The organism is Trinickia sp. (assembly GCF_035492435.1).
GTDB lineage: Bacteria > Pseudomonadota > Gammaproteobacteria > Burkholderiales > Burkholderiaceae > Trinickia.
Genome location: NZ_DATJJF010000187.1, coordinates 1 through 25,664 on the forward strand (window position 1 = coordinate 1; position 25,664 = coordinate 25,664).

General features: G+C 63.8%; 26 protein-coding genes, 1 other RNA gene, 2 pseudogenes and 1 riboswitch. Of the genes and pseudogenes, 10 read left to right on the forward strand and 19 right to left on the reverse strand.

What is annotated here, in order from left to right; genetic code table 11:
* Window positions 1-898, forward strand: an 898-nt coding sequence (locus tag VL598_RS13500) for a cobalamin-binding protein (RefSeq protein WP_325327234.1), incomplete at its 5' end; no start/stop codon positions are given.
* Between the two features lie 17 nt (window positions 899-915).
* Here VL598_RS13500 and VL598_RS13505 read toward each other — a convergent pair.
* The 7 genes and pseudogenes from VL598_RS13505 to VL598_RS13535 all read right to left on the reverse strand — a co-directional run bounded on the left by VL598_RS13505 (window position 916) and on the right by VL598_RS13535 (window position 7,658).
* Window positions 916-1,257, reverse strand: coding sequence for a histidine phosphatase family protein (locus tag VL598_RS13505; RefSeq protein ID WP_325327259.1), 342 nt, complete (start codon window positions 1,255-1,257; stop codon window positions 916-918).
* A pseudogene (locus VL598_RS13510) lies at window positions 1,249-1,707 on the reverse strand (histidine phosphatase family protein); the annotation flags it as partial. The gene VL598_RS13505 and the pseudogene VL598_RS13510, both read right to left, overlap by 9 nt.
* Window positions 1,692-2,492, reverse strand: a complete 801-nt coding sequence (locus VL598_RS13515) for an adenosylcobinamide-GDP ribazoletransferase (RefSeq protein ID WP_414718720.1) — start codon at window positions 2,490-2,492, stop codon at window positions 1,692-1,694. The gene VL598_RS13515 and the pseudogene VL598_RS13510, both read right to left, overlap by 16 nt.
* Window positions 2,489-3,565, reverse strand: a complete 1,077-nt coding sequence (cobT, locus tag VL598_RS13520) for a nicotinate-nucleotide--dimethylbenzimidazole phosphoribosyltransferase (protein WP_325327235.1) — start codon at window positions 3,563-3,565, stop codon at window positions 2,489-2,491. The genes VL598_RS13515 and cobT overlap by 4 nt, the downstream gene beginning before the upstream one ends.
* 128 nt (window positions 3,566-3,693) lie before the next feature.
* Window positions 3,694-4,509, reverse strand: coding sequence for an ABC transporter ATP-binding protein (locus VL598_RS13525; protein WP_325327236.1), 816 nt, complete (start codon window positions 4,507-4,509; stop codon window positions 3,694-3,696).
* Entirely contained in the window at window positions 4,506-5,510 is a 1,005-nt protein-coding gene (locus VL598_RS13530; protein ID WP_325327237.1) for an iron ABC transporter permease, read from the reverse strand. Before VL598_RS13530 ends, VL598_RS13525 begins: the two co-directional genes overlap by 4 nt.
* A gap of 72 nt (window positions 5,511-5,582) precedes the next feature.
* On the reverse strand, window positions 5,583-7,658 hold the full coding sequence (locus VL598_RS13535; RefSeq protein WP_325327238.1) for a TonB-dependent receptor plug domain-containing protein: 2,076 nt from the start codon (window positions 7,656-7,658) through the stop codon (window positions 5,583-5,585).
* Window positions 7,659-7,764: 106 nt separating this feature from the next.
* Window positions 7,765-8,008: riboswitch (cobalamin riboswitch) on the reverse strand.
* Between the two features lie 165 nt (window positions 8,009-8,173).
* On the opposite strand from VL598_RS13535, the gene VL598_RS13540 reads away from it, so the two are divergent.
* From VL598_RS13540 to ssrS, 3 genes are all read left to right on the forward strand, one after another.
* Complete coding sequence (locus tag VL598_RS13540) at window positions 8,174-8,533, forward strand: ATPase (protein ID WP_325327239.1); 360 nt, start codon at window positions 8,174-8,176, stop codon at window positions 8,531-8,533.
* Window positions 8,530-8,844 (forward strand): cell division protein ZapA, encoded by a 315-nt coding sequence (locus tag VL598_RS13545; protein ID WP_325327240.1) that lies wholly within the window; start codon window positions 8,530-8,532, stop codon window positions 8,842-8,844. Before VL598_RS13540 ends, VL598_RS13545 begins: the two co-directional genes overlap by 4 nt.
* 70 nt (window positions 8,845-8,914) lie before the next feature.
* Window positions 8,915-9,096: non-coding RNA, 6S RNA (gene ssrS / locus VL598_RS13550), on the forward strand.
* Here ssrS and VL598_RS13555 read toward each other — a convergent pair.
* The gene (locus VL598_RS13555; protein WP_325327241.1) at window positions 9,094-9,351 is read right to left on the reverse strand and encodes a hypothetical protein; all 258 of its coding nucleotides are present in this window, start codon (window positions 9,349-9,351) and stop codon (window positions 9,094-9,096) included. The genes ssrS and VL598_RS13555 overlap by 3 nt on opposite strands.
* Here VL598_RS13555 and VL598_RS13560 point away from each other — a divergent pair.
* Complete coding sequence (locus tag VL598_RS13560) at window positions 9,350-9,808, forward strand: EVE domain-containing protein (RefSeq protein ID WP_325327242.1); 459 nt, start codon at window positions 9,350-9,352, stop codon at window positions 9,806-9,808. The two genes, VL598_RS13555 and VL598_RS13560, sit on opposite strands and share 2 nt — an antisense overlap.
* A 69-nt stretch (window positions 9,809-9,877) precedes the next feature.
* Window positions 9,878-10,597 carry an SIMPL domain-containing protein gene (locus VL598_RS13565; RefSeq protein ID WP_325327243.1) on the forward strand — a complete coding sequence of 240 codons (720 nt, stop codon included), beginning with the start codon at window positions 9,878-9,880 and terminating at the stop codon, window positions 10,595-10,597.
* A gap of 202 nt (window positions 10,598-10,799) precedes the next feature.
* Here the strand turns inward: VL598_RS13565 and lgt are convergent, their stop codons facing one another.
* Both lgt and VL598_RS13575 read right to left on the reverse strand, forming a co-directional pair.
* On the reverse strand, window positions 10,800-11,699 hold the full coding sequence (gene lgt / locus VL598_RS13570) for a prolipoprotein diacylglyceryl transferase (RefSeq protein ID WP_325327244.1): 900 nt from the start codon (window positions 11,697-11,699) through the stop codon (window positions 10,800-10,802).
* Window positions 11,693-12,715 carry a LysR family transcriptional regulator gene (locus VL598_RS13575; protein WP_325327245.1) on the reverse strand — a complete coding sequence of 341 codons (1,023 nt, stop codon included), beginning with the start codon at window positions 12,713-12,715 and terminating at the stop codon, window positions 11,693-11,695. The genes lgt and VL598_RS13575 overlap by 7 nt, the downstream gene beginning before the upstream one ends.
* A 309-nt stretch (window positions 12,716-13,024) precedes the next feature.
* On the opposite strand from VL598_RS13575, the gene ilvD reads away from it, so the two are divergent.
* Complete coding sequence (gene ilvD, locus VL598_RS13580; protein WP_325327246.1) at window positions 13,025-14,698, forward strand: dihydroxy-acid dehydratase; 1,674 nt, start codon at window positions 13,025-13,027, stop codon at window positions 14,696-14,698.
* A gap of 131 nt (window positions 14,699-14,829) precedes the next feature.
* On the opposite strand, the gene VL598_RS13585 is transcribed toward ilvD, so the two are convergent.
* From VL598_RS13585 to VL598_RS13595, 3 genes are all read right to left on the reverse strand, one after another.
* Window positions 14,830-15,540: a DUF2486 family protein gene (locus VL598_RS13585; protein WP_325327247.1), complete on the reverse strand. Its 711-nt coding sequence runs from the start codon at window positions 15,538-15,540 to the stop codon at window positions 14,830-14,832.
* Between the two features lie 111 nt (window positions 15,541-15,651).
* Window positions 15,652-16,068: a DNA polymerase III subunit chi gene (locus VL598_RS13590; RefSeq protein ID WP_325327248.1), complete on the reverse strand. Its 417-nt coding sequence runs from the start codon at window positions 16,066-16,068 to the stop codon at window positions 15,652-15,654.
* Window positions 16,069-16,087: 19 nt separating this feature from the next.
* The gene (locus VL598_RS13595) at window positions 16,088-17,599 is read right to left on the reverse strand and encodes a leucyl aminopeptidase (protein WP_325327249.1); all 1,512 of its coding nucleotides are present in this window, start codon (window positions 17,597-17,599) and stop codon (window positions 16,088-16,090) included.
* Between the two features lie 125 nt (window positions 17,600-17,724).
* On the opposite strand from VL598_RS13595, the gene lptF reads away from it, so the two are divergent.
* Genes lptF through VL598_RS13610 form a run of 3 tightly spaced genes read left to right on the forward strand, consistent with a single transcriptional unit; the run spans window position 17,725 to window position 20,389 of the window.
* Window positions 17,725-18,822, forward strand: coding sequence for an LPS export ABC transporter permease LptF (gene lptF, locus VL598_RS13600; protein WP_325327250.1), 1,098 nt, complete (start codon window positions 17,725-17,727; stop codon window positions 18,820-18,822).
* Between the two features lie 4 nt (window positions 18,823-18,826).
* A complete protein-coding gene (gene lptG, locus VL598_RS13605) occupies window positions 18,827-19,975 on the forward strand; it encodes an LPS export ABC transporter permease LptG (RefSeq protein WP_325327251.1) in 1,149 nt (382 codons plus the stop codon).
* A gap of 18 nt (window positions 19,976-19,993) precedes the next feature.
* Complete coding sequence (locus tag VL598_RS13610; RefSeq protein WP_325327252.1) at window positions 19,994-20,389, forward strand: CbiX/SirB N-terminal domain-containing protein; 396 nt, start codon at window positions 19,994-19,996, stop codon at window positions 20,387-20,389.
* 2 nt (window positions 20,390-20,391) lie between these two features.
* Here VL598_RS13610 and cobA read toward each other — a convergent pair whose 3' ends face one another.
* The 6 genes and pseudogenes from cobA to VL598_RS13640 all read right to left on the reverse strand — a co-directional run.
* Window positions 20,392-21,180 (reverse strand): uroporphyrinogen-III C-methyltransferase, encoded by a 789-nt coding sequence (cobA, locus tag VL598_RS13615; protein ID WP_325327253.1) that lies wholly within the window; start codon window positions 21,178-21,180, stop codon window positions 20,392-20,394.
* 61 nt (window positions 21,181-21,241) lie between these two features.
* Window positions 21,242-22,555 carry a sulfate adenylyltransferase subunit 1 gene (locus VL598_RS13620; protein WP_325327254.1) on the reverse strand — a complete coding sequence of 438 codons (1,314 nt, stop codon included), beginning with the start codon at window positions 22,553-22,555 and terminating at the stop codon, window positions 21,242-21,244.
* A 50-nt stretch (window positions 22,556-22,605) separates the two neighbouring features.
* A complete protein-coding gene (gene cysD / locus VL598_RS13625; protein WP_325327255.1) occupies window positions 22,606-23,568 on the reverse strand; it encodes a sulfate adenylyltransferase subunit CysD in 963 nt (320 codons plus the stop codon).
* A 108-nt stretch (window positions 23,569-23,676) separates the two neighbouring features.
* The gene (locus VL598_RS13630) at window positions 23,677-24,441 is read right to left on the reverse strand and encodes a phosphoadenylyl-sulfate reductase (RefSeq protein ID WP_325327256.1); all 765 of its coding nucleotides are present in this window, start codon (window positions 24,439-24,441) and stop codon (window positions 23,677-23,679) included.
* A complete protein-coding gene (locus VL598_RS13635; protein ID WP_325327257.1) occupies window positions 24,438-25,004 on the reverse strand; it encodes a DUF934 domain-containing protein in 567 nt (188 codons plus the stop codon). The genes VL598_RS13630 and VL598_RS13635 overlap by 4 nt, the downstream gene beginning before the upstream one ends.
* A gap of 33 nt (window positions 25,005-25,037) precedes the next feature.
* Window positions 25,038-25,664: pseudogene (locus tag VL598_RS13640) on the reverse strand (nitrite/sulfite reductase); the annotation flags it as partial.

Genomic DNA, 25,664 nt, shown 5'->3' on the forward strand with positions numbered 1-25,664 from the left:
CGCTCTTGCCTTGCTGGCCCCGCTCTTCGCGCACGCGGCGATCACGGTGACCGACGACGCCGGCCAGACAGTCTCGCTCGCCGAGCCTGCAAAGCGCGTGATCGCCCTTTCCCCGCATGCCGTCGAACTCGTCTACGCGGCGGGTGGCGGGGCCAAGCTCGTCGGCGCTGTCTCGTATAGCGACTATCCGCCCGCCGCCAGGACGCTGCCGCGCGTCGGCAGCAATGTCGGCCTCGATCTCGAGCGCATCGTCGCGCTGAAGCCGGACCTCATCGTCGTCTGGCGACATGGCAACGACGATCGGCAGCTCGACACGCTGCGCGGGCTCGGCATCGCCCTATTCCATAGCCAGCCGCACAAGCTGGACGACGTCGGCACCAACCTCGAAAAGCTCGGCACGCTCCTAGGCACCGAGACAACGGCGGCCACGGCCGCGCGCGACTATCGCGGCCAGATCGCGGCCCTGCGCGCGCAGTACGCCGGCCGCTCGACGGTAAGCCTCTTCTATCAGGTCTGGAATCGCCCGTTGATGACGTTGAGCGGCGCGCACATCGTCAGCGATGCCATTGCCCTCTGCGGTGGCCGTAATGTCTTTGCGGGACTGAAACCGCTTGTGCCGACTGTGTCGACAGAAGCCGTTGTCGCCGCCAACCCTGAGGCGATCGTCACGGCCTCGGCCGATGCGTCGAGGCAAGCCGGCTTGTCAGCGCCGGAACTGGCGACATGGCAGGACTGGCCCCGCCTTCAAGCCGTCGAACGAGGCAACCTCTTCGTACTCGATGCCGACCTCATCGACCGGCCCGGCCCGCGTCTCGCGCTCGGCGTCGCCGCGCTGTGTCGTGATCTCGATGTCGCGCGCTCGCGCCGGCCGTCGGCGGGCTCTGCCGTAGCGCATTAATCCGCCGCCTGCGTCGCTCACGCATTCCAACGTAGAAGACGCCAGGCGCCATTGCCCCCTTCGCGCCGCAGCCAGACGATCGCAGCTGGATCGACGGGCCAGCTCTGCAACTCCTCAAGTGGAATGCCGAGCGAAAGCGACGCGAGCACACGGATGACGCCGGCGTGCGTGACCACGTAGACGGCAGCCGCTGCCGAACCGCTTTGGGGGACAAGCGACGCCGACTCAGCAGGCGGAGTCCCGACGGGCGGGGACGGCGGCGCAGATGTCGACGGTACAAAGGAAGCGGAAGACGCAGAGGGGCCACGCGGCGCGCTCGGGCGCTTTGCCGAGATCAACGCGCGCAAGGCAGCCGTCATGCGCCCCGTCGGCACAGTGGCAACGTCGGCAACACCGGATGCCGCCTGCCACGTCTCGAACCAAGCCGCAACACGGGCCGCAAATTGCGCCACGCTCTCGCCGCCATGCGCGCGTGCATGAGCGAAATCGGCCGCCCATGCGTCGAGCGCAGCTCGATCGATCGCGTCCCAGCGCATGCGTTCCCATGCGCCAAAATCGATCTCCTGCAGGCGTCGATCGGCTGTCGCCGGGCACCGGCAACGGAGCGCGAGCCAAGCGGCAACACTTGCGCAGCGTCTCAACGGGCTCGTCCAGACTGCTTGCGGTGGCGGCGCGGCCAGCTCGGTCAGCCGTGCAAAAAGCGCGTCCGCGCCTACGCGCGCGTCCTCAGCGAGCGGCAGGTCGCTGCGACCGTAGCAGATGCCCGCGTCGATGGCGACCGCGGGGTGGCGAATCAAGAGGAGATCCATCCCAGCACGCTGAGGTAGATGGCAATTTCGAACACTTGCTGTGCGAAGCCGAGGCAATCGCCCGTGTAACCTCCCAGACGCCGCATGAAGTAGCGGGCGAGCAACATCCGCAGCGCGAATGCCACACCGAGCGCCAAGAGCCCTGCGCGCCAGTCCGGCCAGAGGAGCCACGGCAGCCCCAGCGCCGCCGCAAGCGCGTAGGCGCGCGGCGCGAGGCGCTGCGCCACCGGCTGTGCCTTGCCCTCTGCCCTAGCATAGTCGAGTGTGACGAGATAGCTAGCCGCGAGCGCCCGGCTCGCCGCGTGCGCTGCGATCATGAGCCACGCCGCAGCGAGTGGCGGCAGCGCGACAAGCGCTTGCCATTTCAACACGAGCGCAACCATGAGGCCGATCGCACCGAATGCGCCGATGCGTGGATCACGCATGATGCGCAACACGTCGTCACGCGTCGCGCCACCGCCGAACCCGTCGCAGCAGTCAGCCAGACCGTCCTCGTGGAACGCGCCCGTCAGGGCGAGCGTCGCGGCCATCGAGAGCAGCACGGCAATCGATGGCGCAAACACGCGGCACGCAAAAAGATAAACCACCGCCCCCGTCGCACCGACAAGCGCGCCGACGAGCGGAAAGTATCGTATTGCACCGGCGAGATCGTGCACGTCCGCACCCAGGCCGCGCGGCACCGGCACGCGCGTAAAGTAACCAAGCGCCGCACACAAATAACGCAACTCCGCGTGCCAGTCGATCCGCCGCGCCCGCCCCTGCGACTCGTCCCAATCGGTTTTCATCGTGCGGCCGGTTCGGCGTCGGGCGTATCGCGTGTTGCGACGCCGGCCGATTCGAAGCTTGCCATCTCGTTGATAAACGCGACAGCCGCACGCACAAGCGGCAGCGCGAGGGCGGCGCCAGTGCCTTCGCCAAGGCGCAGGCCGAGCGATAGCAGTGGCTTGGCATTCAAAAACTCGAGCATGCGCCGATGCCCTGCCTCATCGGACTGATGCGCAAAGAGACAATAGTCGAGCACCGAGGGCGCGAGCGCGTGCGCGACGAGGAGCGCGGCCGTCGCGATGAATCCGTCGACGAGGATCGTCATCCGCGCCCGCGCTGCTGCAAGATAAGCGCCCGTCATCATGGCAATCTCAAAACCGCCGAATGCGGCCAGCACGTCGAGCGGCTCTGTCGCATCGCGATGTCGCTCGAGCGCTGCGCTCAACACCCGACGCTTGTGCGCAAGACCGGCATCGTCGACGCCTGTGCCACGCCCGACGCATACGTCGATCGGTACACCGCACAGCCGGCTCATGAGACACGCAGCAGACGACGTGTTCGCAATCCCCATTTCGCCGAATCCGATCACGTTCGTGCCGAGCGCCGCATGATGATCGACGCGAGCAGCGCCCGCGAGGAGGGCCGCACGCATCTGTTCATGCGTCATCGCGCGCTCCGCTGCAAAATTGCGCGTGCCCGGGCCGATAGGGATGTCGACAAGGCCCTGCGGGGAGGCGAGCGGCGTCGCGACACCGGCATTGACGACCTCCAGCTCGCACGCCGCGACACCGCTGATCGCGTTGATGGCTGCTCCGCCGGCCAGAAAATTGGCGACCATCTGTGCAGTAACGGCTTGCGGATAAGGGCTCACCCCCTCTTGCGCGATGCCGTGATCGGCCGCGAAAACGATCATCGCCGGACGCCGGATCGAGGGCCGCGTGCTCCGCTGAATGGCGCCGATCTGGCGTGCGATCGCCTCGAGCATGCCAAGGCTGCCCGGCGGCTTCGTCTTCGCGTCGATGATGCGCGAGAGCGTATCGTCGAACGAACGATCGAGCGGCTCGACGATGGGTAATGGCAAATTGACGTTCATCGTAAGACTGATTCCGGTTTGAAACCCCACCCTTTCTCCCAAAGGGCCTTTCCTTCGGGGCGGGGGACTTCCTTCGGGGCGTAGTGCGGTAAGCCGGGATTGCGGCCAATGAGCCCGCCTTCGCCCGCTCAAGGCGAACGCAGCGCCGGCACCAGCGCCTCGTAGCCGTCCTGCGCGATGAGCACGAGCGGATGGCCGAAAACGCGGCTCGCCAGCGCGGGCGTGAGCACCTTGGCTACCGGCCCCCCAAATGCCGCGCCCTCGCCGTCCATCAACAGCGCATGGGTGGCAAAGCGGCGCGCAAGGTTGAGATCGTGACACGAAAACACGATGGTGCGCGGCGCCGCTTGCATCCACCGCACGAGCGCGGTCAGACAGTCGACTTGATGATGCAGATCGAGATGCGCGAGCGGCTCGTCGAGCAACAGCACATCAGCATCCTGACACAGGGCCGCCGCCAGTGCGACCCGCTGCCGTTCCCCGCCTGAAAGCGAGAGGACGTCACGCGCCGCGAGCGAGCCGAGCGCGAGCGATTCGAGCGCCGCCTGCGCCGCGGCGCGATCGCTCTCTGCCTCCCAACCCCAGCCCGTCAGATAGGGATAGCGGCTCAACAGCACGACATCGAGCACGCTCGAGCCAAACGCATCATGCGTGCTTTGCGGCATCAGCGCGCGACGTTGCGCAAGCCGAGCCTGCGGCCACGCATCGAGACGCACGCCATCGAGTTCGACATGGCCCGCGGCCGGCCGCAGGATGCCGGCAAGCGTCGAAATCAGCGTCGTCTTGCCGGCACCGTTAGGACCCGCAACACACCACATCTCCCCGGGACGAAAAACCTGCGTGAAATCGCCGAGCAGCAGCCGGCCGCCCCCACGCAGCGTCAGCGCGTGCGCCGAGAGCGCCGGGCCGCCCGTTGTCGCGCTCAAGTGCACGGGCGCACTCATCGCCGTCCCCGCATCAGCATCCACAAAAACACCGGCACGCCCACGAGAGCCGTAACGACGCCGATCGGCAACTGGGCCGGCGCCACAACGGTGCGGGCGACAAGGTCTGCCCCCATGACGGCGGTCCCACCCGCCAGTGCCGAAGCCGGCACGAGCATGCGCTGGTCGTTGCCGCAGATGAGCCGCAGCGCATGCGGCACGACGAGCCCGACAAAGCCGATCGTGCCGGCCGTCGTCACCGCGACGGCGGCCGCCAGCGATGCGACCAGATAGATACGCACACGCAGCCGCGCCGCCGGAACGCCGAGTGCAAGCGCAAATGCCTCGCCGCGTATCAGCACATTCAGCTGCGGTGCGACGGGCACGCTCGCGGCCAGCGCGACGACGAGTGCGGCCAGGGCCGGCCATGGATCGCCGGCCCCGTTCAAGTCGCCCGTCAACCAGAAGAGCACGCCGCGCAGGCGCTCGTCGGGCATCAGCGTGAGGATGAGCATGACGACTGCGCCCCAGCCCGTCGCCAGTACAACGCCCGTCAGCAAGAGTCGCGGTGAGGCCTCTTGCGCTTCACCTCGCCAGAATGCACGCCGTGCGAAGCCCAGCACGAGTGCGATCGACAGCAACGCACCCGCGAACGACGCCGTGTCGACGACCCACCGCACTGCGCCCGCCGCGAGCGCGAGCACGGCGAAAGCAGCAGCGCCGCCCGATACGCCGAGCACATAAGGTTCCGCAAGAGGGTTGCGCAGCAAGACCTGCAGCAAGGCGCCCGCCAGCGCGAGCAAACCGCCGCAGGCGAAGCCCGCCACCGCGCGCGGCAGGCGCAACGTGCGCACGATTTCGCCGCTCGAGTCAGTGACGCCTTCCGTCTGCGCATGCACGAGCGCTCCGAACACCTTCCACGGGCTCACTTGAACGCTGCCAAGCGCGAGCGCCGCCATGAGCACGGCCAGCGCGCACATTGCCAGGGCGAGCCAGATGACGGCGGCACGCTTGCCGCTCATGGCGGGCGGCCTCAAAGCAAGTCGCCGGTTCATCACTGCACGCTCATGCCGCTTGAGGGTGCGCGCACCGCGTCACGGCTGCTGCCAACCAATCGTGACGAAAGCACTGCGCCCCGGCGTGTTGTAGGTGTAAGCGAGCTCATAGTGCTTGTCGAAGAGGTTTTGGACTCGCGCGTTCACGTACCAAGCCTTCGTGACGTTATAGCGCGCCGAGAGGTTCACGACACCATAGCCGCCGAGCACGACGCCGCTGTCGTTGCGTGGGCCGCTCAACAGCCACTCACCGCCCACGCGCCATGTGCCCATTTTGCGACTTGCCGTGAAGGATGCGAAACGCCGTGCGCGCCGGGTGAGATCCGTGTGGGTATCCTCATCGACGGGATTTTGCACGGTCAGCGCAGCACGCACGTCGGTCTTGCCTAGGCGGCCGCTCCACGAGCCTTCGAGACCCTCAACTTTCGCCCGGCCGACATTCTGGGCAACGAACTCAAGACCGCTTCGCGTCGACACGTATTCGATCAGTTCCGAATAGCGCGTTTGAAAAGCAGTGAGGCGCAGCACGCCGAGCGAGTCAGAGGCGTACTGCAGCGCCGCCTCGAGCGAATGACTGCGTTCGGGCTTGATCGACGGATTGCCGCTGCCGGGGAAGTAAAGGTCATCGAAGCTCGGTGCGCGAAATGCGCTCGCGTAACTCGCCGTTGTGCTCCAATGCTCGGCAACATCGTAACGGTAGCCCACATAGTAGCTATTCGCGCCACCGAAGTCCGAATAGCGATCGCGGCGTACGTTTGCCTGGATGCGGCTCGCGCCGAACCGACCGGTATACCCTGCAAACAACGAGTCGACGTGACGCTCAGGTGCAACGAAGATATTCGAATCGAGGCTCTGATCCAGATGTTCGTAGCCAAGCAGCAGCTTCTGTCCGGCCGCAATCTTGAGATCGTTCTGCCAGGCGTACTGCCGGTTGTCCGTATCGAAGCTCGCGTCGTAGACACCATTGGTCTTTGCGGTGGCCCGGTCTTCGCCCTGCGCCGCCGTGAGTCTCATCGCCCACCAGTCAGTGAGATTGCCGTTCGCGAATACTGACGCCTGACGCACCTTGCTGAAAAGGTTGTGGATGTCGGTCGGCAGACCGAATGCGTTGTCGAAGCTGTCGTTTCCGTTCGACTGAAAAAAGCGCACCCCTGCATTCCACTTATCGCTAAACTGGTGCCTGATCATGGCCGATACGCTTTCGTTCACATAGCCATTCGCATTTGGATTGGCGTTAAGCGCGAGCGCAGGATCGATCGACGAAAAACCGCGGGTCTTGTAACGGGAGACGTTGACGCTGAACGTCGTCTTGCCGCTCTTGCCCAACGCGCCGTCGACGCCGGCTTCCTGAGTCTGCGTGTGGTAACTGCCGTAGCCGAGCGAGAAATAAAAGCGCGGCGGATGATTCCCGCCATCCTTGGTGAAGACTTGCACGACACCGCCCATCGCACCTGAGCCGTAGAGCGCCGACACGTCGCCGTTCACGATTTCAACGCGATCGATCTGCGACAGCGGGATCTGGGCGAGTTGCGCTTGTCCGAGGCTCACGGAGTCGACGCGCACGCCGTCGATCAACACCAGCGACTCCGTTGGCGATCCGCCGCGCAGCATCAGTCCCGCGCTTGCACCCGGGCCACCGTTGCGGATCACCTGCGCGCCGGGTGCCCCGGCGAGCAGTCCCGGCAAGTCGGTGGAAGTAGAATCATCGATGTCCTGCCGATCGAAGCGGGTCGTCTGGGCAATCGCGTCGGCGAGCAGTTGCGGCCCACGCTGCGCCGTGACGACGATCGGTGCGAGCGGCGCGCTGCCGCTGCCGCTACTGTTGTTGAATGCCGTCGATAGAACGATTGATGCAGCCGACGATGTGGTGGTTACGTTCGACGCCAACGCTGCTCCATGGGGTGCCGATGCATTAGGTCGATCAGAGCTGCCATGAGGTTCGGACGCTGATGGCGCGGCAGAACACTCATTCGACGACAAATGTGACACGGAGGTGGATGACGAAGCTGACGAGGCGGGATCGTTCTGCGCAGACTGTGCAAGCGCGGCCGCAGCCTGTACAAGCGGCAGCCCGGCGCACGCAACGAGAGCCGCACGCTGCATGGGCGTGGACATCGTGAGGGTTCCTTGTGGGATGAGCCCGCAGCCCGCTCCCCGCAAGCTGCATCGACAAGAGCGCGCCGCGCTTCGCTCGCAGGGCTTTGCCCGCACGGGTCAAGGGGACGCACTCCAAGCTTTGGCCGGTATCCGGGCTGGCGACTGAAACGCGTCCGCCTTCCCACGCGTTACGTCGCGCAGTGGCATCGGGACGGATTGGCGCAGCGCCTTGAAACGGCGATGCGCGTCGCTTACCGTTGCGGGGGCAGCACAGGTTGGCTCGGTCCAGGCGGACCTTGCTCCCTGTTTCCCGTTTAACCGCGCGCATCGGGATGCAGCGTGCGGGCACCAAAGTGCAGCAAGTGTAGGGATGGGGTTTGGGAGCGTCAACCCTGGACGCTCGCACGTGTTGCCTGTTATGCCACTACGTCGGCTCAAAACAATCGATTCCAGTTACGTCTCGAAACGACTGGAGCGTCGGACGCCTCGGTAATCCGCGCTAAAATGCGTAAGTCTTTAAAGGACGCTGCAAGATGCTCAACGAACTCGAAACCCTGTCACAGAACATCGGCCAACTGATCGCGATCAATGAACGCCTTCAGCAGGCTCGTCATGCGCTCGAAGAGCAACTCGCCCATGTGCGCGCGGAAAACGACGCAGCGCGCGCCGAACTTTCCGTGTTGCGCGAGGAGCGCAATGCGCTGCAAGCCGAACGCGATACGTTGCTGGCCAAGATCGATGATGCCCAGGTTCGCCTGAACGCGATCCTCGAAAAACTCCCCCGTGCGAAAAGCTCGGACCCCGATAGCCAAGATAGCCTCGATCTGATGAAGGCATCCCGCGGAGGCGACCCGGCGCGCAGCGGCGCCGCCCTGCACGGAGATAACGCATGACCCAAAAACAGATCGAAGCCTCGATCCTCGGCCAGAATTACCGACTCGCTTGCTCCCCTGAAACGGAGACGATACTCGTCAATGCGGTCGCGCGCGTCGATTCTGAAATGTCCAAAATTCGCGCGGGCAGCAACGTGCGCGGGACCGATCGCATCGCCGTGATGGCCGCCCTCTCGATTGCATCAGAATTGCTGAAACTGCAACAGAGCATACGACACGGTGAGGCGTTCCCTGCCGACGAAATCCGTCGTACAATGCATCAAATGAACGAACAGCTTGCTGCTGTGCTGGTGCAAAACGAAGCACGTTAGTAAGCGGTTTACAGTATTACGATGGGGCCAACCCGCGCGAGCGGAAAGTGGTCACAACACAGGTTTTACGGCTTCCCTGCCTGGTTCGCCAAGGTCATATATTCCTTGAACCAATGCCATGTGCACGGTTGCGGAAATTTGTAGCACGGGCGCGCGCGTCACTCTGTCTGATGTACCCGAAGTGCTGCTAACTGCGACCAATTCTGAACCCCAGGTTCAGGATGCCGGCCTAGCGGCCAAGGCGGGGATTTATTTGACGACGGCATCGGTTCTACCGATGCCGTTTTCTTTTGTTGCGTCCTCTTTGTCCTCTATGTCCTCTTTGGCGGCGCACTCAAGGTTGCGCGGCCCGAATGCCAAGGCGGCGAAGATTGTTCGTCGAAGGTTCTTTCGTAGTTCAGTCGCCGGTTGAATCGCGTCGCTCTGGCCGAGCCGATCGGCCGCATCAACGGCGCGCGCCGTGCCCATTATTTGGACGACTCTTTCCAGGCACTCGATCCGATCCATGCACTACTGGCTGATGAAGTCCGAACCGGACGAAGCAAGTATTGACGATCTCGCTCACGCGCCGGCGCAAAGCCTCCCGTGGACTGGCGTGCGGAATTATCAGGCACGCAACTTCATGCGCGACGTGATGCGCATCGGCGACGGCGTCCTCTTCTATCATTCGAGTTGCCCTGAACCCGGTATCGCGGGCATTGCCGAGGTTGTTTCGACGCCTTACCCCGACCCGACACAGTTCGATCCGACAAGCCCCTATTACGATCCGAAATCGAAGCCCGAGACTCCGCGCTGGATGCTCGTCGACGTACGTTTCGTCAAAAAGACACCGCTCATTTCGTTGGCCGAGCTGCGCAACCACGCCGAGCTGGCCGACATGCGGGTGCTCGCGAAAGGCAACCGCCTGTCGATTACACCAGTGACGGACGCGCAATGGCGCTTTATTGTTGAGCGGCTCGCTTAAGCCCCTTGCGCCTCGCCTTCAGGCTTGCGCCATCGGTTTGCAACGCTTTTCACACGAAGGAGCCGGGTCATGGAAAAAAGAAGCGTTTTGGCATGTAGTGTCGTCGCTGCCACGGCATGGGCGCTCGCGTCCACGGCAGCCGGCGCCGCAACCGTCGTCCCCGACGAGATCGCGCCCTCCGGCGTGCTGTCGCTCTCCGCGCAGGCAAGTGAAGAGGTGCCGCAGGACGTCGTCAACATCACGCTCTTTTACGAGCAGGAAGCCAATGACCCAGCCTCGCTGACGGACGCGCTCAACGAGCGCACGGCGGCGGCACTACGGCGCGCGAAAGGCGTCGCGAATGTCACGGCGCGGACCGGCACTTTTTCCGTGTATCCGACGACGGACCGCGACGGCCGCATCTCAGCATGGCGTGGACGCACGGAGATCGTGCTCGAATCGAGTGATTTCGCGGCGGCCTCCAAGGTTGCGGGCGACATGAACAAGACGATGCAAGTCGGCAACGTGGCGTTCTCGCTTTCGCCGGAAGCTCAGCGCGCGGCCTCCGAGAACCTGACCGGGCAGGCGATCTCGTCGTTTCGTAACCAAGCGCAAGCGGCTGCTCGTGCGTTCGGCTACACGAGCTACACGATCCGGCAGGTGAACGTGGGACGCGAAGGGCCACCGCTGCGTCCCATGATCGCGATGCGCGCGATGGCCGCGCCGGGCGGTGGCGCGCCGGTGCCGGTCGAAGGCGGCACGTCGCGCGTCACGGTCGACGTCTCCGGTTCGGTCCAGATGGCACGCTGATTTTCACGCTGATTTTCACGCTGATCGACACGCGGCGGCGCTCGCCGAACGAGCGCCGGGAGGTATGTCGCGCCGCGGTCGAACGTCCGCCGATGTATCGCTAGGTTGATAGCGGCGGGCGTGCTTGAAGCTGCGTTCGTCCGACTGCGGCGCCAAATTCGGGAACAGGCCGGGAACAAGCCCGGCGTTTCGACGATAGACGTCAGCGTGCAGCCGGTGCAGCGGCCCGGCCTGCGCGTCGATACGACCAGGCGAGCAGCGTAATGCCCACAGCGATCATCGGCAGGGACAACCACTGCCCCATCGAGAAACCCAGCGCGAGCAGGCCGAGAAAATCGTCGGGCTCACGCGCGAACTCGACGATAAAGCGCGCAAGCCCGTAACCTATGAGAAAAACGGCCGAAGTCGCCCCGACTGGACGTGGCTTACGCGAGAAAAACCAGAGCACGAGAAAGAGCGCAAAACCCTCGAGCGCGACCTCGTAAAGCTCCGACGGATGCCGCGGCAGCATATGGTACTGCGCGAAAACCTCGCCGAGATGCCACTGGGCCGCCTGCTGCGGATGCGTCATGAGCCAAAGCGCGTCGTCGGGTGCCGCGTGCTGGAACATCATCGCCCACGGTGCCTGCGGATCGGTGACACGCCCCCACAGCTCGCCGTTGATGAAGTTGCCGAAGCGGCCTGCGGCAAGCCCTGTCGGCACCATCGGCGCCACGAAGTCCGTCACTTGCAGCCAGGAGCGCTTGCGCTGCCAAGCGAAGAGCACCATGGCAAAGGTCACGCCAAGAAAGCCGCCGTGGAACGACATGCCCCCCTGCCACACCTTGAAGACGTCGAGCGGATGTGCGAAGTAGTAGTCGAACTTGTAGAAGAGGACGTAGCCTAGCCGCCCTCCAAGGATCGTGCCGAGCACGCCGTAAAAAAGCATGTCGTCGATATCGCGCGCGGTCCAGCCCTGCGCGGCGACGTGCGGCAAGCGCAGCCGCAACCGTCCGACGACGATCGCCATCACGAATCCGACAAGGTACATGAGGCCGTACCAGCGCACGGCGAGCGGACCGAGATGAATCGCGATGGGATCGAAATTGGGATGAATCAGCATCGTAATGGCTTCGATTTCGGACGTTGAAGGGTTGAAAGGCCGGACATGATCGCGGCGTGTGCGCGCACGATCTCGATAAACGCGGCGAGGACGGGGCTCACGTCCGCCGTGCGCCAGACGAGCCCGGTTTCGACGATCGGCGCGCCCCCCGCGATCGGCCGGTAGACCACACCCGTGCGACGCAGGTTGCGCAGCGATTGCGGCACAAGCGCCACCCCCATGCCGGCCGACACCAGGCTGACGATGGTTTGCATCTGGATCGCTTCCTGTCCGATGCGTGGGGTGAGGCCTGCCGCACCGTAGCAGCCCGTAATGATGTCATAAAAGCCCGGGGCGAGACGGCGCGGAAAGATGACAAGCGGCAACTCGCCGAGATCGGCAAGCGCGACCGGCGTGTCATCCCACTCGGAAACGACGCGCCTGGCGCTCCGGTTGGCGCCCCTCCCCGGCTCACTCTTGGCGGGGCTCCCCGCTTGCCGCAAGGCTGCGGCCGGCAAGGCCGCGATGAGCGGCTCGCGCATGATCGGCAGATACGTGAGGGCCGCCGCATGGCGCGGCGCAAGGGGCGGAATCACGAGGCCAGCGTCGATGCGGCCCGCGACGAGCTCGTCGATCTGGACATCGCTCGTCGCCTCGGCGAGCTGAAGCCGCACATGGGGATAGCGCGCAGCAAACTCGCGCAGCAACTGCGGCAAAAGGCCGTAATCGGCCGTCGAAACGAAGGCGAGCGAAAGCTCTCCGGCCTCGCCGCGCGCGAGGCTTTGCGCGAGCGGTCGCAGAGCGTCGGCCGCCGCCAGGAGCCTGCGGACCTCGGGCAGCAAGTCGGCGCCGACGGGCGTCAACTCAACCGTGCGCTTCGTTCGAGCGAAAAGCTCGACGCCGAGGGTTTCCTCGAGTGCGCGGATCGCCTGCGACAACGGCGGCTGCGTCATCGACAAGCGCTGCGCCGCCCGACCGAAGTGCCGCTCCTCGGCGACAGCAACGAAGTAGCGCAATTGGCGCAAGTCGGGCGTCATCGATCACCTTCCGTTTTACCTGAGCGCATTCCCAACCTTTGGCATTTCAATACTTTTTCCGACCTAGTTGATGCTAAATAATATATTGGACACGCTAGATAGGAAACGGCATGCTGGCGCGACATTCGGTGCATGAGGCTCACGCACTGCGCTCTGCGCTCTGCGCTCTGCCGACGCGACGACCAGCGTGGCGAGCCTTCGCGGTGAAGCGACTCACCCAGCATCGCAGCAGTCGATCCGAAGCCAGCGCATCAGCGCTTGGCTCCCAGTTCCACCCGAAGCAATTGAGATAGAACCGGAGTTCCCACCATGGCATACAACCGTCGTTCGCAAAACATCACGCAGGGTGTCGCGCGCGCGCCGAACCGTTCGATGTACTACGCGATCGGGTACAAGAAGGAAGATTTCAACAACCCGATGATCGGCATCGCAAACGGCCATTCGACGATCACGCCTTGCAACGCCGGCTTGCAGCGGCTTGCCGACGCGGCCGTGGCGGCAGTCAAAGGTGCGGGCGCGAACCCGCAAATCTTCGGCACGCCCACGATTTCAGACGGCATGTCGATGGGCACGGAAGGCATGAAGTACTCGCTCGTCTCACGTGAGGTCATTGCCGACTGTATCGAAACCTGCGTGCAGGGCCAGTGGATGGACGGCGTTGTCGTGATCGGCGGCTGCGACAAGAACATGCCGGGCGGCATGATCGCGCTCGCACGCGCGAATGTGCCGGGCATCTACGTCTACGGCGGCACGATCCGCCCCGGCAACTGGAAAGGCAAGGATCTGACGATCGTTTCGTCGTTCGAGGCCGTCGGTGAGTTCACGGCCGGACGCATGTCGGAGGAGGATTTCGACGGCATCGAGCGCAACGCCTGCCCGAGCACGGGCTCGTGCGGCGGCATGTACACCGCCAATACGATGAGCTCCTCGTTCGAAGCGCTCGGCATGTCTCTGCTCTATTCGTCGACGATGGCCAACCCCGACGACGAGAAAGTCGCCTCCGCTGAAGAATCCGCACGCGTGCTCGTCGAAGCGGTCAAGCGCGATCTGAAGCCGCGCGACATCATCACCAAGAAGTCGATCGAAAATGCCGTGTCCGTCATCATGGCGACGGGCGGCTCGACCAACGCCGTGCTCCACTATCTCGCCATCGCGCACGCGGCCGAAGTCGATTGGACGATCGACGATTTCGAGCGCATCCGCCGACGCGTACCCGTCATCTGCGACTTGAAGCCCTCGGGCCAGTATGTGGCGACGGACCTTCACCTCGCAGGCGGCATTCCGCAAGTCATGAAGATTCTGCTCGACGCGGGTCTCTTGCACGGCGACTGCATCACGATTACCGGCAAGACCCTTGCGGAAGAGTTGAAGGACATTCCGAGCGTGCCGCGCGCCGATCAAAACGTGATCTACCCGGTTGACCGCGCCCTCTATAAAGAAGGCCATCTTGCGATCCTCAAGGGCAATCTCGCCGTCGATGGTGCCGTCGCCAAGATCACGGGCCTCAAGAACCCGGTGATCACGGGGCCGGCGCGCGTCTTTGACGACGAGCCGAGCGCGCTCGAAGCGATCCTCGACGACAAGATCAACGCCGGCGACGTGCTCGTGTTGCGTTATCTCGGCCCGCAAGGCGGCCCTGGCATGCCCGAAATGTTGTCACCCACCTCGGCGCTGATCGGCAAGGGACTCGGCGAATCGGTCGGCCTCATCACCGACGGCCGTTTTTCGGGGGGTACGTGGGGCATGGTCGTCGGTCACGTTGCACCGGAAGCGTTTGTCGGCGGCACGATCGCGTTCGTTGAAGAAGGCGATTCGATCACCATCGACGCCCATCAGCTGCTGTTGCAGCTGAATGTCGACGACGCCGAACTCGAGCGCCGCCGCGCAGCCTGGAAGCAGCCGGCGCCGCGCTACACGCGGGGCGTGCTCGCCAAGTACGCGGCGCTTGCACTGCCCGCGAACAAGGGTGCCGTGACGGGCTGAGCCTAAAGGTCGGTGGCCGAGCGGATTGCTTGGCCACCCGTCAATCGCGTCGCTCCGTCACCTGCCCCGTGCGGGGGCATCCCAGCAGGGGGCCTCAGGGGCCCTTAATCCTTAAGGGGCCGGGGAACACCTCAACGTCGCGTCAACCGGTGCGCCGCGAGTTCCTCGCGCACTGCCTCGCGCACCCAGCCCGAAACTTCCGCTTCAAGTGCCAGCGACACTTCACGCGTCACTTGACGGACGAGCCAAGCCGTATGCTCTTCGAGCGCCTCACGGCAACGCGATTCGATCACGCGACGCCCCTCCTGCGCAAAGCGGGCACACAGCCGATCAGCAATATGCTCGGCGTCGCGCTCGGTCAGCTCGGTCGCCGGCTGCAATGCGGGTGGCTGCGGCGATGCGTCAACCCTCATTGCCTCTGTCGGCCGGTGCGTTTCCTTTGGCTGAGTCTCTTCCGACTCTGCCAGCTCGATCGGCTGAACCGACTCAATCCGGTCAATCGGCTCGATCGACTTGATGGGCTCGACCGCCTCGATCGACTTCGCCACTTCGCCTTGAACAGCGTCGCTCAACTGAGCGGTGTAGCGCGCCTCGATAAAATCTTCGGCCACACCCGCCTCCTCATGCTCGTTCAAGGCGTCAGCGGGAGCCGTCTCAGCGCTTGCAGCGGCGACAGCCTCGCCGCCATCTAGCGGCAGAGCCTCCGCGCTTGCGTGCCCCTCGCTGCCTTGAGGTGTCGATAGCCGCCCCGGCACGAGCACATCGGTCAAAACCGGAATCGATACAGGATCATCGAAACGTTCGGGATGTTCGGGATGGTACGGGTGTTTGAAATCGGACACGTCTAGTTCCCCTTTTTACATGAATCGGCCTACTTTCTGCGTGAGAAAGAGACCGATTGGGGCCACGATGGCACGTTCGTGCCAGTCATCGGACAAACGACAGAGCAGGGATCAGGCGCCCTGCTTGTAATTGTTGAGCTCATACCCGCGATCGCGATAGAAGCGATAGCGCTCGCGCCCCGCGGCAAGCTCGCCTTCGTCGTTGCCGACGACCTCGAGCAGGCGCTCGAAGCGCGCGAATTGCGACGGCACTTTCGCACCCAGATTCAACAGCACCTGATGATACGGGACACCTTCGAGATCGGCCGCGAGCACAACAGGCGTGCTCGTCGCGAGCGCGCTGTCGGCCATGCAGTGCGGCACAAAGTCGAGCGGCGAGAAAGTCCAAAGCCGCTCGTCGAACGCGCGCAGTCGTGCCGGCTCCGCCAGCACGACGACGGGTTGCCCCGCCAGGTACGCCTTGCGCGCGAGGCGGCACGCATAGAGCACCGCGTCGCCGACGTTCGTATGAAAGTCGATGCGCGTCATCGCGCCGCCACTCCTGCTTTTACCGTGCTGCGCGGTCGATCAAGAACTGCGTGAGCAACGGCACCGGCCGGCCCGTTGCCCCCTTGGCAGCCCCGCTCTTCCAAGCCACACCGGCGATGTCGAGGTGCGCCCACGGATACGCCTCGGTAAAGCGCGACAGGAAGCAGGCCGCAGTCACGCTGCCTGCGGGCCGGCCGCCGATGTTGGCGAGGTCGGCGAAGTTCGACTTCAATTGCTCGTGATACTCGTCGTCGAGCGGCATGCGCCAGGTCGGGTCGGCCGCTTCGCGCGAGGCGTCGAGCAGTTCGCCGGCGAGCGCGTCGTCCTTTGCAAACAGGCCGCTGTTGTGATGGCCGAGCGCGATCACGCAGGCACCCGTCAGCGTCGCGACATCGATCACGGCAGCAGGCTTGAAGCGTTCCGCATAGGTGAGCGCGTCGCAGAGGACGAGTCGCCCTTCCGCATCGGTGTTAAGCACTTCGATCGTCTGACCCGACATGCTCGTGACGATGTCGCCCGGCTTCGTCGCGGTGCCGCTCGGCATGTTCTCGCAGGTCGGCACGATAGCGACGACGTTCAGCTTCAAGCCGAGTTCGGCAACGGCACGCATCGTGCCGATCACGGAGGCCGCGCCGCACATGTCGTACTTCATCTCGTCCATGGCATCACCGGGCTTCAGCGAGATGCCGCCGGTATCGAACGTGATGCCCTTGCCGACGAGCACGATCGGCGCGGCCTTGGCGCCAGCACCCTGGTACTGCATGACGATGAACTGCGGCGGTTGCGCGGAGCCACGCGTCACCGAAAGGAACGAGCCCATCTTCAGTGCCTCGATCTGCTTCTGACCGAGCACATCCACCTTCAGCTTCCACTCCTTCCCGAGCTTCTTCGCGGTTTCGCCGAGATACGTCGGGGTGCACACGTTGCCGGGCAGGTTGCCGAGATCACGCGCAAGGTCCATGCCGTTGGCAAGCGCCTCACCTTCCTTCGCTGCGACACGGGCCAGTTTCTCGTCGGCGCTGCCGACGCTGAAGACGACGCGCTTCAACGCACGCTTCACCGGCTCGGGCTTGCCCTTCATCTGCGTGAACTGATACGTCTCGGTGCGCAGCGCGACAATCGCGGCGCGCACGGCCCAGTCCGCCGAGCGTTCTTTGATGGGCAGTTGCGCGAGGGTGAACGTCACCTGGACGATCTTCGTGCCAAGAATCGCGCGCCATGCGGCCCGTGCCGCGTCGCTGTAGGCCTTCTGACCAAAGGCGTCTTCCTTGCCGAGACCGACCAGCAGCACGCGGGATGCCCCAATGCCCGACACTTCATGCAAGAAGAGCGTCGTGCCGCTTTTGCCCTGCATGTCGCCGGCTTTGACAATCCGCGTGATAAGGCCTTTCGTGGCCTCGTCGATCTCAAGCCCTGCCCCCGAAAGTGTCTGCGACTCGAATACCCCGATCACGATGCAATCCGATTTCCCCGTCAGAAAACCGTTAGTCGTGCCCTTCGTCCAGTCACAGGCTTTTATGCTAAAGTCCATCGCGCTCATCCTCGGATAAAATCGGCGTCACTTACAACGAAAGTCGCAATTATCCGCTATTTTTCGGTGCTGTCGCTCCGCAGCGCTCACCGAGGGTCACGGTCCCCTCGCTCTTTGCATCGACGATGATCTTTGAACGTTCCCTGCAGCGAGAGCTCGCATATACGGCCGGTGCCATATTCATGGTGCTGCTGACCATCTTTCTGACGACGATGATGATCCGCATCGTCGGCTTCGCCGCGTCCGGCGAGGTCGATCCGAAGGACGTCGTCGTGTTGATCGGCCTCACCGTCATCGGCTACTTTTCCGTGATGCTCGTGGTGACGCTGTTCGTATCGATCCTCTTCGTACTGACACGCTGGTACCGCGATTCTGAAATGGTCGTCTGGCTCGCCTCCGGGGTCAGTCTTGCGCGCTTCATCAAACCGGTGGCCACATTCGCCCTGCCGGTCATTTTGCTCGTCGCTTTTTTCGCCTATGTCGGCTGGCCCTGGTCGAATGCCCAGAACAAGGCGATTCGCGCCCGGTTTCAGCAACGCGATGAAGTATCGCTGCTCGCGCCGGGCCAGTTCCGCGAATCGCCCCTGAGCCACCGCGTCTTCTTCGTCGAAAAGATGACGCCGGATCAAAGTCATGTTCAAAACGTATTCGTGACAAGTACGGAGGCGGGCAAGGTGAGCGTCGTCGTCTCGCGCAACGGCCACACCGAAACCGACAAAGACGGCTCGCGCTTCGTCGTCCTCGAAAATGGCCGCCGCTACGACGGCGAACCCGGCAAGCCGGACTTTCGCATTATGGAATTCGAGCGGTACGGCATCAAGATCACGCAGCAGCCTGTTATCAACCGGCCGACCGCGCGAGGCATGTCAACGCTCGCGCTGCTGCGTCACCCGACCAAGGAAAATCTCGCTGAGTTTGCCTGGCGCACCGGGCTCGTGCTGATGGCCGCCAACCTGATGCTGCTCGGGATTCCGCTCGCCTATCAAAACCCTCGGCGCGGGCGCACCATCAATCTCGTCATGGCCGTGTTGATCTTCCTCACCTACTCGAACCTGCTCAACGTCGTTCAGTCGTGGATGGAGCAGGGACGTATCTCGTTCGTCGCCGGCTTGCTCGGTTTGCACGTGCTCATTTTCGGCATCGTCGTTTTTGTGTTCTGGATGCGTGTGCGCAATCGGCCGCTCTTTTCTCGCGCCATGTTCTCGCGCGCGCAAGGGGCCTGACGCGATGCGCATTTACGAGAGATACTTCGCGCGGCAAATCTACCTCGCGTTCGTGTTTGTTCTGTTCGCATTCTCGGCGCTGTTCTTCTTTTTCGACCTCATCAACGAGCTCAACACGGTCGGGCACGGGAACTACAAATTCGGCTATGCCGTGCTGCGCGTTGCGCTGCAAACGCCGTCGCGCTTTTACGAGATCATTCCTGTCGCCGCGCTCATCGCCACCATCTATGTCTTTGCGCAGATGGCCGCGAGTTCCGAGTACACGATCTTCCGCGTCTCGGGGCTCGCGACGGGCCAGTCGCTGCGCTCGCTCGTCAAAATAGGTATTCCGCTCGTTGCCGTCACGTACTTCATCGGCGAAGTCGTCGGCCCTTATTCGGATCAGTTGTCCGAGCGCGTGCGCCTGCAGGCGCTCGGCTCCGCCGTCTCGACCAACTTCCAATCCGGTGTATGGGTCAAGGACACGCTCACTGCGCGCGAAGACGGCCAACAGGTCACGCGCTTTGTCAACGTCGGCGAGCTGATGCCCGATGCGACCATCACCAAGGTGCGCATCTACGAGTTCGATTCGCAATTCCGCCTGACGAACGTACGCATTGCGCAAAGCGGACGCTACGAGGGCGACGGGCATTGGCTGCTCAAGGGCGTGAGCGATACGAACCTCACCCCCATTGCCCCGTCCGCCACGAAACCGGTCGATGCATTGAACCCTGTCTTTCGCGCGACGCAGGTCGTGCTGCCCGAGTTCTCGCTGCGCTCGGATCTCACACCGCAGATCCTTTCGGTGCTGTTGATTTCGCCCGACAGGATGTCGATCTACAACCTCTTTCGCTACATCCAGCATCTGACGGAAAATCGCCAAGACACGCAGCGCTACGAGCTTGCGCTGTGGAAAAAGCTGCTCTATCCGTTTGCGGTGCTCGTGATGCTTATCCTCTCACTGCCGTTCGCTTACCTGCATACGCGAGCCGGTGTCGTCGGCGTGAAGGTCTTCGGCGGCATCATGCTCGGCATGAGCTTTCAGCTCATCAATACCCTGTTCTCGCATATGGGCATGCTCAACACCTGGCCCGCGCCGATGACGGCCGCCACGCCGGCGCTCATCTATCTTGCGCTTGGGCTCATCGGCCTGAGATGGGTCGATCGTCACTAACGGATCGAGGATTCGCCCATGTCGGCACGCCACGGCATCGTCCTTTTCGGTCACGGCGCACGGGACCCCCGCTGGGCCGAGCCGTTCGAACGGCTCGCACACAAGCTGCGCGGGCAATGCGGGCCGGATACGACAGTTGGGCTCGCCTTCCTTGAACTCATGTCGCCCGATCTGCCCAGTGCGGTAGCCGAGCAGGCAGCCGCCGGATGCACGACCGTAACGGTCGTGCCGGTGTTCGTCGGGGTTGGGGGACATATACGGCGCGACCTGCCTGCCGTTATCGATCAGTGTCGGATCGCGCATCCTGGCGTCGACATTCAATGTGCGGCGCCCGTCGGCGAGGACGACACCGTGCTCGATGCGCTCGCCGCGTACTGTCTACGTCAGATCGGAGCCGTCGGCGACGGGCGCTGAACTCAGGCTGCGTTGGACAAACCGTCGGTGCGCGCGGCGCTGTCAGCGTCGTCGGCGGCCTGCTCCCGAGGAGGCTTTTGCGCCCCTCGCTCGGCGAACGCCTCCCCGATCATGAGCAGGCTCGGCTGTGCAGGGTCGAGCCACGGCTGCGCCTCGCCCAGCGCGAGACCTTCGAGCGTCAGCGTTAGCGTACGCTCACGCACGGTGCTGCAAGCCTCGACGACGGCGACAGGCGTCGTGGCTGGCCGGCCAGCCTCGATGAGCTGCCGGGCGATTTCGGGCGCGCCGTCACGGCCCATGTAGAAAACCAGCGAATCGGCGTTGACCTGCTCGCGAATCTCGTCGGTATCGGGCGCGCGGCTCCTCGTTGCGAGCGCTACGCTGCGGGCAACGCCGCGTAGCGTCAGCGAGCGCTTGATGGCTGACGCGGCGGCAAGCGCCGCCGTGATGCCGGGCACCACTTCGTACTCGATGCCGGCTTCCTCGAGCGCGCGCATCTCCTCGTCCGCGCGACCAAACAGCATCGGATCGCCGCCTTTCAGTCGCACCACGACGTCATGACGCAAGGCCGCATCGATAATCTGCTTGTTGATGAACTGTTGGGCCGTGGATCGGCGACCGCAACGCTTGCCCACCGCGATTTTGTGGGCACGCGGCGCGTATTCCAGCATCTCTGGTTCGACAAGCGCATCGTGGAGCACCACATCCGCGGTGCCCAACAAACGCGCGCCGCGCACCGTAATGAGATCCGCGGCACCGGGCCCTGCTCCGATCAAGTACACCTTGCCCATTCGGCGTTCGTCCTTCTATTGTTGCGTCGATGCGCGCGCAGTTCTACTGCAACTTCGCGCTTCAGCTCGTAAAAGTACGAATCATACCGGCCGCCACCGTATGATGCGTGGCCTCGTCGATGAGCACAAACGCGCCCGTGGCCGGATGCGTATCGTAAGCGTCGCAGACGAGCGGCTTTTGCAGCGTCAGCGCGACGCGACCAATGTCATTCATCATCAGGTTGTGCCGGTCGTTCGTGTGTGCGAGCGTATGCACGTCGAGCACCTCCTTGACGACGCCGATGCGCGCAAAGACGGTATTCGTCGTCTGCTTCAACAGGTACTTGCGCTGCGGCGAAAGCGGCTCCTCGTCGAACCAGCACAGGTCCGCCTCGAGCTGCTTGGCCGGCTGCGGCGCGTGTCCGGCCGGGACAAACGTGTCGCCGCGCGAAACGTCGACGTCTTCAGCAAGGCGAATCGTCACGGTCTGGCCCGCGAATGCGCGCTCGACTTGCGCCGTGCCGTGCGGCACCGGCGCGATGATCTCCGCCACACTCGCCTCGCGGTTGCCCGGCAGCACGGTGATCGCATCGCCCACGCGCACCTCGCCCGACTCCACGCGTCCCATGTAGCCACGGAAGTCGTCGGCGCTCGCACCATCCTGGCGCGCCACCCACTGCACCGGAAAGCGCAGTGCCTCACCCGTCGGCTGCTCGACGGGCAGCCCCTCCAGCAGATCGAGCAGCGGCTCGCCCGCATACCAGGGCATACGCTCGCTCGCCCGCACGATGTTGTCCCCCTTGAGCGCAGAGACAGGTACAAACCGGATGTTCGCGAGACCGAGCTGCTGCGCGAGCTGCACGTAGGCGTCGCGAATCTCGTTGAAGCGCACCTCGCTGAAATCAATGAGGTCCATTTTGTTGATCGCAACGATCACGTGCTGCAGCCCGAGCAGCTTCACGATCGCGCTGTGGCGCTTCGTCTGCGGCAGGAGCACGGCGCGGCCGTCCTCGAACGTCACACGCGTGGCGTCGACGAGAATGATCGCCGCATGCGCCGTCGAGGCGCCCGTCACCATGTTGCGCGTGTACTGCTCGTGGCCCGGCGTGTCCGCGATGATGAACTTGCGCTTGGCCGTGGCGAAGTAGCGATAGGCCACGTCGATCGTGATGCCCTGCTCGCGTTCGGCCTCAAGCCCGTCGGTCAAGAGCGACAGATCGATCTCGTCGCCCACCGTGCGCTTGTTCTTCGCGCGAGAGAGCGCCGAAAGCTGATCCGACAGCACCGCCTTGCTGTCATAGAGCAGTCGCCCGATCAGTGTGCTCTTGCCATCGTCGACGCTGCCCGCCGTGATGAAGCGCAGCACGCCGAGGTCCGCCGGTTGATGAGTGTTCATGGTGTCCTGCATTCGATACTCGCTCGGGATTCGTTCGGTGTGCTGAATAATCAGAAATAGCCTTGCTTCTTGCGCTGTTCCATCGCGGCTTCGGACGTCTGATCGTCCATGCGCGTCGCACCGCGCTCGGTGATGTCCGTCACGGCCGTCTCGGCGATGATCTTCTCGACGTCGTCGGCGTCGCTCGCGACAGGGCACGTGCAGCTGATGTCGCCCACCGTGCGAAAGCGCACGAGCGCCATCTCGCTCGCTTCACCCTCGCGCATTGGGGTCAACGGGGTGACGGGTACGAGCAGCCCGTTGCGCCGGACGATTTCGCGCTGGTGCGCGTAATAGATCGACGGCAGCTCGAGCGATTCGCGCGCGATGTATTGCCAGACGTCGAGCTCGGTCCAGTTCGAAATCGGGAACACACGCAGGTGCTCGCCCGGGTGCAGCCGCGCGTTATAGAGGCTCCACAGCTCGGGGCGTTGCGCCTTTGGATCCCATTGACCGAACTCGTCGCGAAATGAAAAGATGCGCTCCTTGGCGCGCGCCTTTTCTTCGTCACGGCGCGCACCGCCAATCATCGCCGTGAAGCCATGCTCGGCAATCGTCTCAAGCAGGGTGACGGCCTGGGCGGCGTTGCGCGAGTCCGTCTCGCGGCGCAGCCGCACCGTGCCGCGCTTGATCGAATCCTCCACGTGACCGACGATGAGCTCGGCGCCAATCTCGGCTGCGCGCCGGTCGCGAAAATCAATGACTTCCGGATAGTTGTGGCCAGTGTCGATATGCACAAGCGGAAACGGCAGCGCCGTCTTGCGCGTCGGCCCGAGTCCGAAGGCCTTCAACGCCAGATGCAGTACGACCACCGAATCCTTGCCCCCCGAAAACAGCAAAGCCGGCTTGCTGCATTCGGCAACGAGCTCGCGCAGGATGTGGATCGATTCCGCTTCAAGCCAGTCGAGGTGGTCCATACGGCTCGACGTGGCCGCAAGCGGGCTCGTCGTAGAGGATTCAAGAATCGTGCTCATGTTCAATGTGTTCCTGTCGTTGGCCTCGGCCCGCCCGTCTTGGGGGTGGCCCGCGGCACTCGGACTGCGCAACGGTTGCGTTCGGTTGCCTTGCTGCATGCCGGCCGTTCAGCTCGCCGCTTTACCAGCGGCCGATAACATCGTGACCGGGCTCATGTGCAAGCCGCACTCCTTCGTATCGCGCGACTCCCACCACCAGCGGCCCGCCCGGCTATCTTCACCGGGGCGGATGGCACGCGTGCAGGGCTCGCAGCCGATACTCGGATACCCACGCGCATGCAGCGGGTTGACCGGGACATTGTACTTCGCGAGGTAAGCCCACACCTGCGCTTCCGTCCAATCGGCAAGGGGGTTGTACTTAGCCACGTTGCGCGCCGCATCGTGCTCTTGCTCTGCAAGTTCGGCCCGCGTCACCGACTGCTCGCGGCGTTGTCCCGTCACCCAAGCGTCCACGCCGGCCAGCGCCCGGTTGAGCGGCTCGACCTTGCGGATCTCGCAGCAGCGCTTGCGCGCTTCGACGCTCTCGTAAAACGCATTGAGCCCAAGCTCTGCGACGTACGCCTCTACGGCCTGCTGCTGCGGATGAAACGTTTCGATCTTGTACCCGTAGCGTTCGCGCACGCGATCGATCATGCCGATTGTCTCCGCATGAAGGCGTCCCGTGTCGAGCGAAAAGATGCCGATCGACACCCTGCGGGAAAGAATCGCATGCGTGAGCAGCATATCCTCGGCGGCCAGGCTGCTCGCAAACTTGACCTTCGCATGGCGCTCAGCAATCGCGTCGAGCAGCGCGTTCAGCTGCTCAGTCTTGGCGTCCAGCAACGACTCCGAGACGTCATCGCCCTGCCGGGTGAAATCGACGACGGCGCTCATGCACGCGCCTCTGGCGCGGTGGCGCCCGTCGCCGCAGACGCCGCAGCGGCCGAGCGGCGACGGAACAACGGCGTAGCAACGTCGACTGCGGATTGATACTGCACCGACAGCTCGCTGAATGCGTTCAGCGCGTCGTGAATGTCCTTGTCGGCGCGCACGGCAAACGCATCGAAGCCGCAGCGCGCCATGTAGCCGAGCTGGTCGCGCAGCACGTCGCCGATCGCGCGCAGCTCACCGCGCCAGCCATGGCGTTCGCGCAAGAGCCGCGCGATGCTGTAGCCGCGGCCATCGCGGAACACGGGGAACTCGACGCCAATCAGCGCAATATTGCCGAAATCGCCGACGAGATCAGCGGGTTCGTCGTCGGGAGCAAGCCAGACGCCGAGCGAGTCGGCCGCACGCGTGGCGATCAGCGTTTCACGCGCTTGCCTCCACAACGCGAACGGCACGAGGACACGGCCTGCGGGCAGCGTGTCTGCAGCGGGCAGCGCGCCGTCAACGTCTGCACGCACTACCTGCCAGTCATCCGCCACGACGGTGCGGTGTTTGATAATCGAAGTCATCTGCGAAATCTTCCTTGGCTCTCGTCGCTGGATTTAGGCGTGCGCGGGTTGGCGCGCGGCGTAGACCCGCTCCTTGAACGGGGCGACACCAAGACGATTGAACGTGTCGATGAAACGCTCGCCGTCGATACGGCTCACGACATACGTCTCGATCAATGTCGACACGACGTCAGGCACTTCCTCTGCGGAAAACGACGGGCCGATGACGCGCCCCAGGCACGCGCCATGAGCGCCTGTGCCCTGCTCGCCGCCTAGCGACACCTGATACCACTCCGAGCCGTCCTTGTCGACGCCAAGAATGCCGATATTCCCCACGTGGTGATGGCCACACGAGTTCATGCAGCCCGAGATGTTCAGCGAAATCTCGCCGAGATCGTGGACATAATCGAGATCCTCAAAGCGCTGCTGGATCGCCAGCGCAATCGGAATCGACTTCGCATTCGCGAGCGAGCAGAAGTCGCCCCCCGGGCAGGCAATGATATCGGTAAGGAGACCCACGTTCGGCGTGGCGAAACCATGCTGCTTCGCACGCTCCCACACGGCGAAGAGGTCACTCTTCTTCACGTTCGGCAGAATCAGGTTTTGTTCATGCGAAACGCGCAGTTCACGTAAAGAGTAGGCCTCTGCGAGGTCTGCCGCCGCGTCCATCTGCTCGTCGGT

Excerpts from the sequence above, each read along its gene's own strand:
- VL598_RS13505 (WP_325327259.1), bottom strand. The coding sequence starts at position 1,257 with ATGACGGCTGCCTTGCGCGCGTTGATCTCGGCAAAGCGCCCGAGCGCG.
- VL598_RS13515 (WP_414718720.1), bottom strand. The coding sequence starts at position 2,492 with ATGAAAACCGATTGGGACGAGTCGCAGGGGCGGGCGCGGCGGATCGAC.
- cobT (WP_325327235.1), bottom strand. The coding sequence starts at position 3,565 with ATGAACGTCAATTTGCCATTACCCATCGTCGAGCCGCTCGATCGTTCG.
- VL598_RS13525 (WP_325327236.1), bottom strand. The coding sequence starts at position 4,509 with ATGAGTGCGCCCGTGCACTTGAGCGCGACAACGGGCGGCCCGGCGCTC.
- VL598_RS13530 (WP_325327237.1), bottom strand. The coding sequence starts at position 5,510 with ATGAGCGGCAAGCGTGCCGCCGTCATCTGGCTCGCCCTGGCAATGTGC.
- VL598_RS13535 (WP_325327238.1), bottom strand. The coding sequence starts at position 7,658 with ATGTCCACGCCCATGCAGCGTGCGGCTCTCGTTGCGTGCGCCGGGCTG.
- VL598_RS13540 (WP_325327239.1), top strand. The coding sequence starts at position 8,174 with ATGCTCAACGAACTCGAAACCCTGTCACAGAACATCGGCCAACTGATC.
- VL598_RS13545 (WP_325327240.1), top strand. The coding sequence starts at position 8,530 with ATGACCCAAAAACAGATCGAAGCCTCGATCCTCGGCCAGAATTACCGA.
- VL598_RS13560 (WP_325327242.1), top strand. The coding sequence starts at position 9,350 with ATGCACTACTGGCTGATGAAGTCCGAACCGGACGAAGCAAGTATTGAC.
- VL598_RS13555 (WP_325327241.1), bottom strand. The coding sequence starts at position 9,351 with ATGGATCGGATCGAGTGCCTGGAAAGAGTCGTCCAAATAATGGGCACG.
- VL598_RS13565 (WP_325327243.1), top strand. The coding sequence starts at position 9,878 with ATGGAAAAAAGAAGCGTTTTGGCATGTAGTGTCGTCGCTGCCACGGCA.
- lgt (WP_325327244.1), bottom strand. The coding sequence starts at position 11,699 with ATGCTGATTCATCCCAATTTCGATCCCATCGCGATTCATCTCGGTCCG.
- VL598_RS13575 (WP_325327245.1), bottom strand. The coding sequence starts at position 12,715 with ATGACGCCCGACTTGCGCCAATTGCGCTACTTCGTTGCTGTCGCCGAG.
- ilvD (WP_325327246.1), top strand. The coding sequence starts at position 13,025 with ATGGCATACAACCGTCGTTCGCAAAACATCACGCAGGGTGTCGCGCGC.
- VL598_RS13590 (WP_325327248.1), bottom strand. The coding sequence starts at position 16,068 with ATGACGCGCATCGACTTTCATACGAACGTCGGCGACGCGGTGCTCTAT.
- VL598_RS13595 (WP_325327249.1), bottom strand. The coding sequence starts at position 17,599 with ATGGACTTTAGCATAAAAGCCTGTGACTGGACGAAGGGCACGACTAAC.
- lptF (WP_325327250.1), top strand. The coding sequence starts at position 17,725 with ATGATCTTTGAACGTTCCCTGCAGCGAGAGCTCGCATATACGGCCGGT.
- lptG (WP_325327251.1), top strand. The coding sequence starts at position 18,827 with ATGCGCATTTACGAGAGATACTTCGCGCGGCAAATCTACCTCGCGTTC.
- VL598_RS13610 (WP_325327252.1), top strand. The coding sequence starts at position 19,994 with ATGTCGGCACGCCACGGCATCGTCCTTTTCGGTCACGGCGCACGGGAC.
- cobA (WP_325327253.1), bottom strand. The coding sequence starts at position 21,180 with ATGGGCAAGGTGTACTTGATCGGAGCAGGGCCCGGTGCCGCGGATCTC.
- VL598_RS13620 (WP_325327254.1), bottom strand. The coding sequence starts at position 22,555 with ATGAACACTCATCAACCGGCGGACCTCGGCGTGCTGCGCTTCATCACG.
- cysD (WP_325327255.1), bottom strand. The coding sequence starts at position 23,568 with ATGAGCACGATTCTTGAATCCTCTACGACGAGCCCGCTTGCGGCCACG.
- VL598_RS13630 (WP_325327256.1), bottom strand. The coding sequence starts at position 24,441 with ATGAGCGCCGTCGTCGATTTCACCCGGCAGGGCGATGACGTCTCGGAG.
- VL598_RS13635 (WP_325327257.1), bottom strand. The coding sequence starts at position 25,004 with ATGACTTCGATTATCAAACACCGCACCGTCGTGGCGGATGACTGGCAG.